At 48.4% G+C, this 15,337-nt stretch carries 14 protein-coding genes; 13 read left to right on the top strand and 1 reads right to left on the bottom strand.

What is annotated here, in order from left to right:
• The first annotated feature begins 63 nt into the window (after positions 1-63).
• The 11 genes from OEL90_RS03105 to OEL90_RS03055 all read left to right on the top strand — a co-directional run bounded on the left by OEL90_RS03105 (position 64) and on the right by OEL90_RS03055 (position 12,418).
• Positions 64-549, top strand: a complete 486-nt coding sequence (locus OEL90_RS03105) for a TRAP transporter small permease (RefSeq protein ID WP_291404584.1) — start codon at positions 64-66, stop codon at positions 547-549.
• Positions 546-1,835 carry a TRAP transporter large permease gene (locus OEL90_RS03100; RefSeq protein ID WP_291404585.1) on the top strand — a complete coding sequence of 430 codons (1,290 nt, stop codon included), beginning with the start codon at positions 546-548 and terminating at the stop codon, positions 1,833-1,835. The genes OEL90_RS03105 and OEL90_RS03100 overlap by 4 nt, the downstream gene beginning before the upstream one ends.
• A 123-nt stretch (positions 1,836-1,958) precedes the next feature.
• Positions 1,959-2,639 carry a GntR family transcriptional regulator gene (locus OEL90_RS03095; RefSeq protein WP_291404586.1) on the top strand — a complete coding sequence of 227 codons (681 nt, stop codon included), beginning with the start codon at positions 1,959-1,961 and terminating at the stop codon, positions 2,637-2,639.
• A 74-nt stretch (positions 2,640-2,713) separates the two neighbouring features.
• The gene (uxuA, locus tag OEL90_RS03090; RefSeq protein ID WP_291404587.1) at positions 2,714-3,766 is read left to right on the top strand and encodes a mannonate dehydratase; all 1,053 of its coding nucleotides are present in this window, start codon (positions 2,714-2,716) and stop codon (positions 3,764-3,766) included.
• Positions 3,767-3,792: 26 nt separating this feature from the next.
• Positions 3,793-4,647 carry an SDR family oxidoreductase gene (locus tag OEL90_RS03085; protein WP_291404588.1) on the top strand — a complete coding sequence of 285 codons (855 nt, stop codon included), beginning with the start codon at positions 3,793-3,795 and terminating at the stop codon, positions 4,645-4,647.
• A 20-nt stretch (positions 4,648-4,667) separates the two neighbouring features.
• Entirely contained in the window at positions 4,668-5,312 is a 645-nt protein-coding gene (locus OEL90_RS03080) for a bifunctional 4-hydroxy-2-oxoglutarate aldolase/2-dehydro-3-deoxy-phosphogluconate aldolase (RefSeq protein ID WP_291404589.1), read from the top strand.
• A 65-nt stretch (positions 5,313-5,377) separates the two neighbouring features.
• Positions 5,378-6,403: a sugar kinase gene (locus OEL90_RS03075; RefSeq protein WP_291404590.1), complete on the top strand. Its 1,026-nt coding sequence runs from the start codon at positions 5,378-5,380 to the stop codon at positions 6,401-6,403.
• A 308-nt stretch (positions 6,404-6,711) separates the two neighbouring features.
• Positions 6,712-7,524 carry an ABC transporter ATP-binding protein gene (locus OEL90_RS03070; protein WP_291404591.1) on the top strand — a complete coding sequence of 271 codons (813 nt, stop codon included), beginning with the start codon at positions 6,712-6,714 and terminating at the stop codon, positions 7,522-7,524.
• On the top strand, positions 7,517-9,460 hold the full coding sequence (locus tag OEL90_RS03065) for a hypothetical protein (protein ID WP_291404592.1): 1,944 nt from the start codon (positions 7,517-7,519) through the stop codon (positions 9,458-9,460). Before OEL90_RS03070 ends, OEL90_RS03065 begins: the two co-directional genes overlap by 8 nt.
• 56 nt (positions 9,461-9,516) lie before the next feature.
• On the top strand, positions 9,517-10,833 hold the full coding sequence (locus OEL90_RS03060; protein ID WP_291404593.1) for a MerR family transcriptional regulator: 1,317 nt from the start codon (positions 9,517-9,519) through the stop codon (positions 10,831-10,833).
• 226 nt (positions 10,834-11,059) lie between these two features.
• A complete protein-coding gene (locus tag OEL90_RS03055) occupies positions 11,060-12,418 on the top strand; it encodes an MFS transporter (RefSeq protein WP_291404594.1) in 1,359 nt (452 codons plus the stop codon).
• Between the two features lie 161 nt (positions 12,419-12,579).
• Here OEL90_RS03055 and OEL90_RS03050 read toward each other — a convergent pair whose 3' ends face one another.
• Complete coding sequence (locus OEL90_RS03050; protein ID WP_291404595.1) at positions 12,580-13,359, bottom strand: SDR family oxidoreductase; 780 nt, start codon at positions 13,357-13,359, stop codon at positions 12,580-12,582.
• Positions 13,360-13,662: 303 nt separating this feature from the next.
• Here OEL90_RS03050 and OEL90_RS03045 point away from each other — a divergent pair, with 303 nt between their 5' ends.
• Together OEL90_RS03045 and OEL90_RS03040 are read left to right on the top strand one after the other, a co-directional pair.
• Positions 13,663-14,181 carry a DNA-deoxyinosine glycosylase gene (locus tag OEL90_RS03045; protein WP_291404596.1) on the top strand — a complete coding sequence of 173 codons (519 nt, stop codon included), beginning with the start codon at positions 13,663-13,665 and terminating at the stop codon, positions 14,179-14,181.
• A 230-nt stretch (positions 14,182-14,411) separates the two neighbouring features.
• Positions 14,412-15,050, top strand: a complete 639-nt coding sequence (locus OEL90_RS03040) for a GntR family transcriptional regulator (RefSeq protein ID WP_291404597.1) — start codon at positions 14,412-14,414, stop codon at positions 15,048-15,050.
• Positions 15,051-15,337 lie beyond the last annotated feature (287 nt).

Below are 15,337 nucleotides of genomic sequence, written 5' to 3'. Positions count from 1 at the left end.
TTATTGCACCGCACTAATTAACTATAAATCAAAATAACGATTTTCAATAAGAGGAGGCTTAACATGAGAAGCCTTGCTAACGCGCTTGAAAAAATTCAAACTATGGCGGGTGCAATTGCTATTTCAATTTTTCTCATTACAGTCATTATCCAAATAGCGGCAAGATTTCTCCAAGTGCCTGTAATGTGGGCGCAGGACGTTTCAGTGTATTCGTTTGTGTGGGCTGTGTTTTTAGGTGCGGCTATTGCTGTCAACAGTCACCAGCATTTTGCCTTTGATTCATTAAGGGATCATTTGAAAGGTCGCTGGAAGACTGCCCACGCAATCCTAATAATCGTTTTAATGTTGATTTTTACAATTGCTATGTCTAAATACGGCATTGACGTCACTAAGAAGTTTTGGAATTACCAGTGGGTAAATATGCCAAACTTGAAAATGGGTTACGTATGGATGTCGCTCCCAATAACCGGAATCACAATGACTTTTTATTTGATCACGCATTTGTTTGAGGGCATTTATGCCTTTATTAAAGGGGGCGAAATATCGTGACTGAGGTCCTGCTGATTTTAGCTTTTATAACCTTTATTGCGATCGGGGTGCCAATCTCATTTTCCCTCGGTCTTGTTGCGTTCTTTGGCATTGCTACAGTTCCCGGAATCCCAAGCATAGTTATTTTCAACAAGATGTTTTATGGACTGAATTCGTTTATTTTGCTTGCAGTTCCACTGTTCATACTGGCCGCTAACCTTATGAATCACGGCAATATCTCTAAGATGCTGATAGATTTTTCGGTGGCCTTGGTGGGTCATATACGTGGTGGACTTGCGCATTCAAATATTTTGGTATCCATGATCTTTGCAGGCGTTTCAGGCTCTTCGCAGGCAGATACTGCAGGTGTTGGAAAGGTTCTAATTCCCAGTATGATTGAGCAGGGATATGATGCTGAGACAGCAGTAGGTGTCACTGCAGCTTCATCGACCATCGGCAGCATTATTCCTCCGAGTATAGTCATGGTTGTGTACGCGGGAATCACAAATGCGTCTGTCGCAGCATTATTTTTAGCTGGTGTCATTCCAGGGATTATGGTTGGATTAGCAATGATGGTTGTCGTTGCGATCCGAGGCAAGAAATACAATTTTCCAAAAAATGAACGTGTAAAACTTAATGAAATTGGAAAGTTATTCTTAAAAAGCTTTCCCGCGCTGGTTACACCAATTATTATTATTGGCGGGATCGTCTCAGGCTTCTTTACGCCTACTGAAGCGGCGGGTGTTTCAGCAGTTTATGCGCTGCTGGTGGGTATGTTTATTTATAAGACTATCAAAGCCCGTCAAATTCCTGAAATTATCATTGAAACCCTCAGATTGAGCTCACTTTCTCTCTTTGCCCTCGCTACAGCAAATGCGCTTGGAGAGTTGATGGGATACTATGGTGTCACTGCGGTTGTTTCTGAGTTTTTCTTGAATGCGCCTGGCGGAATGTATCTGTTTATCACTATTGTCATTGCTTTCTTCCTGTTTATAGGAACCTTCATGGATGGCGTTCCGGCTATGATCTTATTTGTACCGGTTATTTTACCGGCAGCGATTGCGCTCGGCATTCACCCTGTCCATCTCGGACTGATTGTAACTATAACACTGTCACTGGGCCTGGTAACCCCGCCATATGGTTTGTGTCTTCTGATTGCAGGCTCTATTGGAAAAATTGGAATTGAAAGATCATTCAGAGGTGTACGACCGTATTTCTTAGTTGCAGTACTGGTTCTCTTATTTGTTGCATTTGTGCCACAAGTCGTCATTGGGATTCCTAAACTAATAAGTCCTCGCTTATTTTAGTCAACTTAATTAAAACAAACTATTTGGCTCGATTGGGGGCCAAATAGTTTGTGGTTGCTGGTATACTAGATTTAAATCATGTACAACTTGACGATGTGATAATAACCTTTAGGAAGTGATTCAATGAAAATTGATATTTTTCCCCAAACCGAAAAGACAACCGTAGGGGAATACGTTTACGACTTATTAAAAATGAACATTGTCAGAATGAAACTTGAGCCCGGCAACCGAATAAGTGAAAATGAAATTTCAGAACTGCTTGGGGTAAGCAGAACACCGGTCAGGGAAGCTTTTATTAAGCTTTCAAGAGAAGGTTTATTATACATCTTGCCTCAAAGAGGGACATATATTGCTAAAATTGATCTTGATCAAGTTGAGGAAGCTAGATTTATCAGAGAAGTCCTTGAGAGCGCAGTGCTGAAAATCGTCACACAAGGAATCTCAGATGAGTTTCTGGATCGATTGGATGCCAATCTCGAAGAGCAGCAAAAATGTTTGGTGACCAGGGATCTTTCCAAATATTTTGAACTTGACGAAGCTTTTCACAGGATTATTTTTGAAAGTGTCAACAAGCTTAGAACCTGGATTGTCATTGATCAGGTGAATACACAATATAAACGCGTCAGAATTCTAAGTTATACATTTGACAACATGATTAACAGTTTGATTGAACAACATGCGCAGCTGGTTGAAGCGATCAGGCTGAAAAATGATGAAAAGGCACAGCTTGTGATAGGCAATCACATTCGTAAACTCATTCATGAGCAGGCGGATTTGAAAGCTCGCTATCCAAAGTACTTTTGATGAACGAGACTGAAGTATAAACTGTAAATTCGTTGCCATACTTGAATGGCAGTTGTGTTGAAGGAGGTAATCCATTGCAATTATCTTTTAGATGGTATGGCGCTGACGATCCGGTTACTTTAGATAAGATTCGTCAAATTCCGGGGATGTACGGGATTGTCAGTGCTATTTATGATGTTCCGCTCGGTGACGTCTGGCCGCTGGATAAAATTGAATTACTAAAGAGTGAAGTGAATCGTCACGGCCTTGCTTTGGAAGTGATAGAAAGTGTGCCGGTCCATGAAGAAATCAAACTGGGTCTTCCTAGTCGGGATCAATACATTAAAAATTATCAGGATACCCTGAAAAATCTGGAAAAAGCTGGTATAAAAACAGTGTGCTATAATTTCATGCCTGTTTTTGACTGGACCAGATCAACTTTGTCAAAACATCTGAAAGATGGCTCGCTAACCTTATCCTATAGTCATGACGATATTTTGAAAATGGACCCGACCTCAGGAGAACTTGATCTGCCGGGTTGGGCGACGGACTATACACCTGAGAAACTAAAGGCGCTTTTAAAAGCCTATGCTGAACTTAATGAAGATGGATTGTGGAAAAACCTAATCTACTTCTTGGAAGGGATCATTCCGGTGGCAGAGTCGCTCGGCATAAAAATGGCTATCCACCCGGATGATCCTCCTTGGTCAATATTTGGGTTGCCTCGTATAGTAAAAAACAAAGAGGACCTTGATAGGGTTATAAAGATTATCAACAGTCCAAGTAATGGATTGGCGATCTGTACAGGTTCTTTAGGTGCTGATCCCAACAATGATATGGTTGAAATTATTGGTCATTTCTCATCCGTTAATCGCCTCAATTTTCTTCATATGCGAAATGTTTTAACTTATGGGAATCGAAATTTTGATGAAGTTGCGCATCCTTCTGAATATGGTTCTCTTGATATGTACGCTATTATGAAGGCTGCTATTTCAAACGGATATGCTGGTCCATTCCGGCCGGATCACGGCAGAATGATTTGGGGAGAAACCGGAAAACCTGGCTATGGACTCTTTGATAGAGCATTAGGTGCAACCTACTTATATGGGTTAATGGAAGCTATTCAGAAGGAGTTAGGCAATAAATAGGTTCAAAAGAAATGGAGGTTTCCAACATGAAATTACCTTTAAATGTTGATCTGCAGGGAAAGGTTGCTGTCGTCACAGGCGGCGGCGGTGTACTTGGCGGATATTTTTGCGAAGCGCTGGCACTTTCCGGCGCTAAGGTTGCTGTCGTAAATCGTACAAAAGAGAAAGCTCAGGTGGTGGCAGACCGCATTGTTGAGGCTGGGGGCGACGCTATCGCGATTCCCGGTGATGTGTTGGATACCGCTAGCATGGAAAATGTCAGAGATGAACTTCACAAAATATTTGGGACTTGCGATATACTGATTAATGCTGCTGGAGGCAATCATCCTAATGGAATTTCAAGCCAGGAATACTTCAGGATGGAGGATCTCGACAATTCCGAAGGAAGAACCACTTTCTTTGATCTTGATCCAAAGGGCGTCAGCTATGTTTTTGATTTAAACTTCATGGGGACTCTTATTCCATCACAAATCTTTGGCCGTGATATGGTTGGAAAAAAAGATGCCACGATTATCAATATTTCATCCATGGCAGCTTATTCTCCTTTGACTAAAGTGCCAGCTTATAGTGCTGCAAAAGCGGCTATCAGCAATTTTACAGAATGGCTGGCTGTTCATTTCTCAAAAGTTGGCATCCGAGTCAATGCTATTGCGCCAGGTTGGTTTATAACGGAGCAAAATCGTAAACTCATGTTAAATGAAGATGGCAGTTTTACCCCGCGAGCTCAAAAGGTTATTTATAAATCTCCCTGTGAGCGTTTTGGGGAACCTGAAGAGTTGATCGGACCATTGCTATTCCTTGCGGATGCAAAGGCATCAGGGTTTATCAATGGCGTCGTTATACCTGTGGATGGCGGGTTCAACGCTTATTCAGGTGTATAAGATTTTTGAGGAGGATCTTTATGAAGCGAATGGAACTTATTAGAAAAATCGTTGACAGCGGCGTTGTTGCCGTAATTAGGGCAGAATCTAAAGAACAAGGAATCAAAATTACAGAGGCTGTCAAAAAAGGCGGCATCAAGGCTCTTGAAGTGACTATGACAGTACCTGGGGCAGTTGACATAATTAAAGAGCTGGCAGAGTTGTATAAGGATGAGGATGTCATAATTGGCGCCGGAACCGTTTTGGACCCGGAAACTGCGCGGCTGTGCATACTCGCTGGCGCACAGTACATTGTCAGCCCAAGTCTGAATGTTGAGACAGTCAAATTGTGCAACCGTTATCGTGTACCAGTCATGCCAGGTGTTATGACGGTAAAAGAAACACTGGAAGCCCTTGAACTGGGCGTCGAAATTTGCAAAGTGTTCCCAGGTAATGCCTTTGGTCCTTCGATAATAAGCGCATTTAAAGGCCCAATTCCGCAAGGCAATTTTATGCCTACAGGCGGAGTAAGCCTTGATAATGTAAAAGACTGGATCAAGAGCGGTGCTGTAGCTGTTGGCACCGGAGGAGATCTAACCAAAGGTGCAAAAACCGGTGATTATGATCTCGTCACTGAAACGGCTCGAAAGTTTGTAGAAGCAGTTCGGGAAGCACGCGAGAAATAGATCATTTGAATTGAACACAGTCTGTGTGTCATTCATAATGTTAAAGATTGCAGGAGGGTTCATGAATGTCTAATAAAGTTGTGACCATGGGTGAGATTATGCTTCGCCTGTCATCCCCGGGAAATTTAAGGTTTAGTCAGGCAAACAGCTTTGATGTGATTTACGGAGGCGGGGAGGCCAACGTCGCTGCATCACTTGCCAACTATGGCCTGGATGCTTATTTTGTTAGCAAATTGCCTAAACATGAAATTGGTCAGTGTGCAATTGAAGCACTCCGTAAGCAAAACGTTAAAACTGATTACATCTCACGAGGCGGGGAAAGACTGGGAATCTATTTCCTGGAGACGGGCGCTTCTATGCGACCTTCCAAAGTCGTTTACGACCGGGCAAATTCTGCCATATCTGAAGCGGAAATCAGCGATTTCAACTTTGATGAAATTTTTCAAGGCGCAGAGTGGTTTCACTTCACAGGCATCACTCCGGCACTTGGTGAAAAAGCAGCAGCTCTTACGGAGGCAGCACTCATAGCGGCCAAGAAAAATGGGGTCACTGTCAGCGTAGATCTCAACTATAGAAAGAAACTTTGGACACCAGCTGAAGCTCAAAAGGTCATGACGCCGCTGATGCAGTATGTTGATGTTTGTATTGGCAACGAAGAAGACGCGGAAAAGGTTCTTGGCTTCAAACCAGGCGATACCAATGTTGAAAAAGGTGAACTTGAACTTGCGGGATATATGGATATGTTCCGCAGAATGCAGGAAAAATTCAATTTCAAATATGTGGCGACATCTCTTCGCGAGAGTTATTCGGCCTCTGACAATGGCTGGTCCGCACTTATTTATGACGGTGTGGAGTTCTATCATTCGAAAAAATACGAAGTGAGAATTATCGACCGCGTTGGAGGCGGAGACTCTTTTGCCTCTGGTCTGATTTATGGTCTGATTTCAGGCAAAGACTACAAAGACGCACTTGAATTTGGGGTAGCAGCATCTGCTCTCAAGCACACCATCTTTGGCGATTTCAACCTCGTCACTGTTGAGGAAGTTGAAGCGCTCGTTGGCGGAGACGCTTCTGGGAGAGTACAGCGTTAATTTTGTTATAAAAAGAACATAATTATATTTGGAAAAGGTACAAGAAAGATGGTGAATGCGGCTTAGGCCTGTTAACGCCACTTTGCTTGCACCTTTTTTTTCTGTCAGAGGCTGATCGTTGTTCAGACTTTCTTAACACTTTCCAGAATCCAATGTGATAAACTTTTAGCATGAGGCGGATTTGAAACTTGGTGTCTGACACCCAGTTTCTCTCACTAGCCTTTCGGTGAAAGTCGGTGTCTGACACCAACTTCCCTCCGCAGCTGCCCCAACGCCGCCATCCACCGCTTATTCAAGGAGTGAATATCATGGAAACCCAAACGCAAGCAACGCCTCAAACCGTTCTCACCCTCAAAAACCTCAAGATGAGCTTCGGCGCCAAGGAGGTCCTCAAAGGGGTTGATCTGGAGGCAGGACAAGGCGAAATCATAGGTTATATTGGCCCCAATGGGGCCGGAAAGAGCACCACGGTCAAGATCATGCTGGGCCTGATCGAGGGCTACAGCGGAACCGTGGAGATTTTGGGCGAGGATATCCGCAGTGCGGGTGTCGGCTACAAGCGGCACATCGGCTACGTACCGGAGACTGCGGACCTCTATGACAACCTGACGGCCAGGGAGTACCTGACCTTCATTGGCGAGCTCTACGGCATGACCTTTGAGGACGCGGACCAGAAAGCTCAGGGTCTGATTGAACTCTTCGGCCTGAAGGATGTCTATAATTCCCGCATGACCTCTTTTTCCAAGGGCATGCGACAGAAGGTCCTCCTGATTGCCAGCATCCTCCACGATCCGGAAATTCTATTTCTTGACGAGCCCCTCAGCGGCCTGGACGCCAACAGCGTCATGATCGTGAAAGAGCTGCTGGAAGCTCTGGCCAGGGCCGGAAAGACCATTTTTTATTCCTCCCACATCATGGATGTGGTGGAGAAAATCAGCCACAGGATCGTCCTGCTGGACGGCGGCCGCATCGTCGCCAACGGTACCTTCGAGGACCTCAAGGCTCTGAACCACGAGGGTTCCCTGGAGGCCATCTTCAATCAGCTGACAGGCTTTGACACCCAGAGTGAGACCGCGGATCAAATCATGCAGATCATTCAAGGGGTGACCCGGGATGACTGAAGAGCAAAAAATTATTAGTGAGGTGCCGATGGTGACGGATCCGCAACCATCGGCAGAAGCACCTGAATCTCTTGGATCTCCTGAAGCTTCTGAATCTTATGGATCACACAGCGTTTCCCCAGACGCGGACACCCTACCCCCTCACAAGCGTAAAAAAAACTTCAGCCCCTTCAGCATCCTGGACCGCTTCGCGGGACTCTTTACAAGTGCGGGCGTCGACTACCCGGTCATGCGGCGGATTCTGGCAATTAAATTCCTCATGGACGGACGCAAGGCACCAAGTGTGGCCGGCAGCCAGAGCGGCGCGTCGGGGAAAAGCGGCAATCAGTTCCTGAAGTCCCTCTGGGTGTACGGCCTGATGGGGATCATCCTGATCCCGCTCGTCCTGATGGGGCGCAATTTCATGTTTCAAATCAGCGCAGCCATGGGCATTGTGCTTTTCATGGTCATGACTTCTCTGATCTCAGATTTTTCGTCAGTGCTGCTGGACCTGAGGGACCGGAGCATAGTCCTGACGCGGCCGGTGGAAGGCCGGACGCTGACGGCGGCCAAGACGATCCACGTCCTGGGCTATCTGCTGATGATCACCGGTGCGCTGACCGGGCCAAGTGTGATCGCGGGTTTTATCCGCCACGGCGCGGGCTTTGGATTTCTTTATGTGTGGATGATCTTATGGATGGACCTTCTGGTGATCGTCCTGACCGCCATGCTGTATCTGGTGGTGCTCAGGTTTTTCGACGGGGAGAAGCTCAGGGACATCATCAACTATATCCAGATCGCTCTGTCTATTGCTATGGCAGTGGGGTATCAGTTTGTGGGGCGGATGTTCCAGTTCGTCGATTTGGAGGTCACTTTCCAGACGGCCTGGTGGCAGTTTCTGCTGCCGCCGGTTTGGATTGGGGCTATCTTTGAGGTGCTCCTGAACGGCGGCCGGGAGCCCGTTTTAGTGGCCATGGCTGGTCTCGCGGCGGGTGTACCGGTGCTCGCGGTCGTTCTGTATGCCCGGGGCATGCGAACGTTTGAACGAAGCCTGGAAAAATTGGAACAGCGAGGCTCCAAGGGCAGCGCCAAGCTTGGCCTAGGCCACAGGCTGTCGGGTCTGGTCTGCAGAACTCACGAAGAAGCGCTCTTTTTCCGCTTCGCCCTCAACATGATCAAAACCGAGCGGGACTTTAAGCTGCGGGTGTATCCATCCCTGGGATTTTCGCTGATCTTCCCGTTCATTTTCATCCTCAACAGCATGCAGGGCAGCACCTGGGCAGAGGTCACCGCCGGCAAGTCCTATCTCTTCATCTATTTCACGGCCATGATGATGCCCACTATCCTGCTCATGATGAAGTACTCGTCTAGCCACAAGGGCGCCTGGATCTACGCGGCGACACCGGTGGGCGACATGGCAGCCGTTTACAGGGGGACGCTCAAGGCCATGATGCTGCGGCTGCTGGTGCCGGTGTTCCTGCTGCTGTCGGCGGTCTTTCTGGTGATTTACGGCACGCGGATCGCGCTGGACCTGGTGGTGGCGTTTTTCAGCACCATGCTGTTCCTGATGTTCTGCTTCAGGGTGCTGAGCAAGCGGCTGCCGTTTTCTGAGCCTTTCATTGCCGGACGCAACGCGGAGAGCGGCAAGATGTTTCCCCTCACCTTTGGCGTGGGCGCCCTAGGTGGGCTCCACTACGGCGCGACCCTGGTGCCTTATGGGACAATGGGACTCCTGGCGGCATCACTCCTCCTGAACTTTTACATGTGGGGTCCGGGCTTCAGGCGGCACCTGGCCTCGAAGCTCGAGCGCGTGGATCTCACCCGTTATCTGGCCGAATCCCAAAGCGGCAAATCGAGTCTGGAACGGGAAGAAGGCCATGGAGAGGATTTTGCCGATGGTCACAAAAAGTCACCCCTTAAGCTGGGCCGTTCTGACCGGCTGAAGTGGCGGGGCTGAGGAATAAAGGTCTCGCGGTCTGTTTTTCACTTAACTGCGCTGAGGGGGCATATAACTTGAGAATTGGTGAATTTTCAACTCGCACTGGTGTCACAGTAGATACCCTGCGGCACTATATGGATCTTGGCCTCCTCGTGGTTGAGAAACGGGGTGGACACTACGGGTTTGACGCGCGCGTCCAAAGTGACCTGGAGCGGATCTTACAGCTTAAGGACATGGGCTTCTCTCTGGCGGAGATCAAAAGGATCTTTCAGTTTGAGCGCCTGGGGGTCATGACAGATTATCAGAAAGACGTCTATTACCGCGGGCTGTTTTCACAGCGTATAAACACTTTACGCCTCGATATTGAGGCGCGGCAGAAGGCGCTTGCAGCCCTGGAAAAAGCGGAGCGAACGCTGATGACTATATCAGAGGACAATTGTGATGACCTTAGGCATACTGTAGGTCTTCCTCTGGAGGCGTTGCCGTTGCTGGCATGCAGCTGCTGTGGCGCCGGCCTCTCATTGAGCGAGGGGGATGTCCGTGATGGAAGAGTCATCCGGGGCACACTCATCTGCAGCTGCGGATGTGGGGAGAACGGCGGTCTTATAGTCGAAGAGGGCATAGTCTATGTACCGGAACTATTATCTCGCCAGAGTTCTGAGATAGATGACCGGCTCGAGTTTAATGATGCACGGGAAGCGATATCAAAGGCAGGTTACAGTCCAGCGGACTTCCTGGAATCCTATCTCACCTCCACAGATCCGGCGTATCTCGACCGTATCTACGAGGGGCTCAGCTGGGTGCGGGAAAGAGCGGACTTTTCGGGATGCCGCGCTGCCCTGGAGCTTGGCAGCGGTCATGGCTTCTATCTCCGGACAGTATATGATAAGCTGCTTGATTCCATGATTTATGTTGCAGTGGATCACGATCCGGCGCGTCACCGCTTTTTGAAGACGATCCTGGAAGGTGCTGCTGAGTCCAGAAAGATCGTCCTTTTGTGCGCGGACTTTCAGGCCTTGCCGCTGAAGGCGGACAGTTTTGATGTCCTTATGGACTTTACCGGAAGCAGCAATTACAGTTTTGATAACGACGGTTTTTTGCCAAACCTTGTGAATCCGCTGATTCGAGAGGACGCCAGGCTCTTTGCCTCTTATATAGTCTTTGAGCGCTTTGGACTTAAAACCCGAATTCCAGTCCCGCGGCGCAGTTGGTTTACTGAGGCGGGAGTGCTTGAGGGGTTGAAAGCACTGGGGTATAAGCTGCACGAGGTGTACAGGACTCAGACAGTCAGTCAGGGCGGCGTCTACGAAGACTATTTTGAAGCAGATGAGAGAGTCAAGACCGTCGTGGTGGTTGGCGAGCGAGGTTCTGTTGGTGAAGGCCTGGCGTAGATCGTGAACGCGTTGAACAGTTTGGCGGGGGTGGGGATGCGGTGACCATCGGCTAAAACTCAGTTTTGAGGCATAATGGGGATAAACGAAGATGGCCTGCCCGGGAATCATGGGGTTAGGGCCATCTTCTTTGATTTTTTGCTTCATTTTGTCTGAAATTGGTTCAAAAGTCCCGTTGACATGGGGTCAGACCCCGGGTGTTCAATAAGGGTAAGGAGGGAGCAACATGAACGCTTGGGTGGAACGCAGGAACATTGGACTATTTTTGGCGGGGAAAGCCGTGAGCCAGAGCGGATCGGCGCTGTATACATTTGCGGCCGGGTGGTATGTGCTGGCGGTGACGGGGAGCGCGGCGACCTTTGGGCTGACGCTGGCTCTGGGAATTTTGCCGATGGTTCTGGTCATGCCCCTCGCCGGCATCCTGGCCGACCGTCTCAACCGAAAGCGGATGGTGGTGGGCATGGACGCACTGAATGGCATGTGGTTTTTGGCTATGGGACTGTATGCGTCAGTGCACGGGTTGACACTGGGTGCGGTTTACGCGACTGCCGTGGTGACCACGGTGCTGACGACGCTGTTTTCAGTGAGTCTCGAGTCGTCTAAGCTGGCGCTGGTGACGGAGGCGAAGCTGATGTCGCTCAATGCCTCGAGTCGTGTGGTGGAGTCCGTGGTGTCGGTGGCGGGGCCGGTTTTTGGCGGATTAGTTTACGCCTGGATTGGGATGGAGGCATTTTTGTGGATCAACGGCGTGTCTTTTTTGCTTTCCGCGTTGACGGAGAGCTGGATGCGGTATGAGGGTCCCGGTGGGGATTTAGGTTTAGTGTCGGACAACATGGATTCAGGTTTGAGGACGGTCCACAATTTGATTTCAGAAGGGCCTAAGCAAAAAGTGAGCCTGTGGCGCACTTTGCGACGAGAATTTGGAGAGGGCTTGTCAGCGGTTTGGACTGACTCGGTTATGCGTTCACTGGCCTGGCGATTAATGGCGATCAATTTTTTCATAGGCTTTTGCGTTTCTGTGCCACTGCCGTATGTACTGCACCGCGCGCTGGAGGGTGGTGAGAAAGTCCTTGGGGTGGTTCAGGGGGCAACTCCTGTGGGTGTGATCCTTGGGGCGATTTTACTGGGATGGCTTAAATGGGGTGTTGACCGGGCCATGAAAGTGGCTGGTGTTCTTCTGGCCTCGAGCTTTGTGGTTCTCGGAGGGCTTATGGGATTTATGGAGTGGCAGCTTGTGAATATTGGCACCTCAGTCGCGGAGCCTCTGATGTCCATTACCTGGATGGGATTAATCCCTGGCATGCTGCTGCTCGGTATTGGTATTGCGTGGATTGATCTGCCGCTGATGTACCACTTTCAGCTGGTCGTGCCGGAGCACCTGAAGGGCCGGGTTCTCAGCGTAGTCATGAGTCTTGCGAAACTGGTGCTGCCTGTGGCGCTTCTGGGCGCCGGAGTCCTGATGGGGCAAGTGCCCGCGGGATTGCTGACATTGGTTGGTGGAGTGTTTTATCTGTTGACACTGCTGAAGGATTGGCGAAAAAAGGCGTTTGAGACCGGAAACGGCAGAGAAGGCGTCGAGATGTAAAGTATGGGCGAAAGTAAGTGAATGCATGTTTTTGTTGGAGTGTTATTTAGTGACTTTTGAAATTTTGAGGGTTTTATGATTTTGCGCCTTCAAAAATGGAAAGCCCGGCGCGGGCGGTTGAGAAGCGTCTCAACCGCCCGCGCCGGGCTTTTTTGGAAGTGTCACTCCACATAGATCATCTTTTTGGTCATGCCCCCGTCCACGACGACATTCTCGCCTGTGATGAATCCGCTGCCCGGATCGATCAGAAACGCCGCGGTTCTGGCGATGTCTTCAGGAACACCGACCCGCCCAACAGGATGTTGGGACTTGTCTTCCTCGCTGTGCACCGGGGGGGTTGCTTTTGAGGCTTTTTGCCAGTCCCGCGTCTCGATCCATCCAGGGCTGATGCAGTTGACGCGGATTTCAGGCCCTAGACTGACGGCAAGAGCGTGGGTAAGGGCGACTATGCCGCCCTTTGACGCGGAATAGGCTTCAGTATTGGCCTCAGACATCAAGGCTCTGGTAGAAGCGAGAAGGACCATTGAGCCGCCGCCTTCTGACTGCCTCAGGTGGGGGGCGGCGTGCTTTGCCAGGAGGAATCCCGCTGTCAGGTTGACGGCTAGGACGTGATTCCAAGCTTCGAGGGAAAGGGTCTCCACGGGTTGATTTGCCGTGACGGCGGCGTTATGAATGACAGCGTCCAGACGCCTGAAGACTTGGATCGTTTGTGAGATGGCGTTTGAAATATCGCTTTCGCTGCTGACATCGCTTTCGAGGACGAGGCAAACACCTTGATTTCGGGTAATGGTGCGGAGCTCTTCGTTGGCTTCTCTGTCTATTTCCATGGCAGCAACGGCATAGCCAAGTTTGAGGAAGTGAAGGACGAGTGCCCTTCCAATACCTTGACCGCCGCCGGTAATCAGGACGACCCGCTGGTTGTCATTGTTCGTTTGTATCATTTTCGCAGCCTCGCTTTTATATTGTTTTATTTGGTGACGCGGTTGAGTTTCGGGATGGGGATGGGTGTTGGTGGCGTTGACCATCGGCAAAACAACAGCCTTTGAACTGGCTGTAAATCTGATTGAGCCGGTTGTTTAAAACTTGATGAGTTGCTGGTTCATGTAATAGTTACCCAATATACGCTGTAAACATGTGTTAAACCTTCTCAGAAGGGTGAAAGTTTGGGTATTAATTCATTATCCATAATTAATTTGTGAAGCGGGATCGACTTTGATCTTTATCAAATCGTATGAGGTGAGCCCATGAGTCCTGATAATGAACGGCTGAGAGCTTTTTCGCCAATTGAGGCACCTGACGCCCGAGTCCTGATCCTTGGGTCGATGCCAAGCCAGGAGTCGTTGGAAAGGCAGAGGTATTATGCCCACCCAAGAAACCAGTTTTGGATGCTGATTTGCCGTCTGTTTAACGAGCCTTGTCCGGAAGATTATTTGGCGCGGAGGCGCATTCTGCTGGCACACGGGATTGCGCTGTGGGATGTGGTGGATTCCTGCAGACGTGAAGGGAGTGCGGACTCAGCGATTCGGGAGGTCGTGGTGAATGAATTTGAGCCGTTTTTTGCTGCGCATCCCTGTATACACACAATTATTTTTAATGGCGCAAAAGCTTATCAACTCTATGAAAAGTATGTACTCAACTCTGTGACTGGGTTTGAACTGAGCTTAATCCAGCTGCCATCTACAAGCCCTGCGCATGCGGTATCCTTTGAGGACAAACTGAAAGCATGGCAATTGGGCTTTGAAAAAGCTGGGCTAAAACTTTAAAAGGGCGGGGATGGTTGGGAAAGATATTTGAACAGGCTCAATAATAAACAATTTGGATTGGAATTGTTGCGTGTGTGTTACCGTCCGCGTCGCCAAGTAAACACCCAACTCAACAACCAAACAAAATTATTTGCGTCCGCTTCCTAAATTGCGTATAATTAAGTTTGAGTGAAATACACAGTGTTTTTCAGACGCTCAAAGCACTCAAATCCGCTTGAAAGGAAACGCCTATGGAGAAGTCCTATAAAACCGAAGAGATCTACGAAATTTTGAAGAATAGAGTTGTCCATCTCGAGTATGAGCCAGGTCTTGTCCTAAACGAGGAAGAGTTGGCAGAAGAGTTCAACGTCAGCCGCACGCCTATCCGCAAGATATTCCAGCAGCTGAACGCGGACAACCTGCTCAACATCATCCCGCGTTATGGCGCCCAGGTGACTTCGGTTGACTTCAGAAAGATGAAATCAATCTTTGAGGTGACGCGGCAGCTTGATCCCTTCGCGGCACGACTGGCAGTGGAACGTATTCAGCCACATCAAATCGCCAAGCTCGAGGAAATCATGGGACGCCTGCAAAACTACAGGATCCCTGATGACTACCAAAAGGCCATTGATGATGATGAAATCTTTCACAAAACTATCCTGGAAAGCAGCGGCAACCCCGCACTGGCAGAGATTCTCTCCAAACTGCATATGCAGACTGAGAGAATGTGGCACTATTCCGAGCAGTATATCGACAGCATCAACATATTCACAGACACCCTGGGTGAACTGCTGGAAGCCTTGAAAGAACAGGATGTTGAAAAAGCAGAGCGCAGTGCCAGACTGCATATTGATCAATTTGTAGAAAAAATCAAAAAAGAGATGCTGTAAACGTCAAAAACCTCACAAAGTACTGTTGAGATTATACATCTGCTTCCCTTCCTATAAAGAAGGGCAACAGGTGTTTATTTTTTTTGCTTTTAAAGTAAAACAGGCTGAACATGAGTAGAATCAAGCATAGGGAAATTTAGGAATTAACAATATATTGTTTTGATACAAAAACATAAACATTGACAATCATTTGACTATTCAGAATTTTTATGGTACATTACGAATACACAAAGTATTTCTATAAAATATAATTAAAATCCAAACAAGAAATCTTAAAGATGCACAAA

The organism is Acidaminobacter sp., assembly GCF_030247605.1.
Taxonomy (GTDB): Bacteria; Bacillota; Clostridia; order Peptostreptococcales; family Acidaminobacteraceae; genus Acidaminobacter.
The sequence above is the reverse complement of the archived record's forward strand: the minus strand, read 5'-3'. Positions and strand labels throughout refer to the sequence as shown.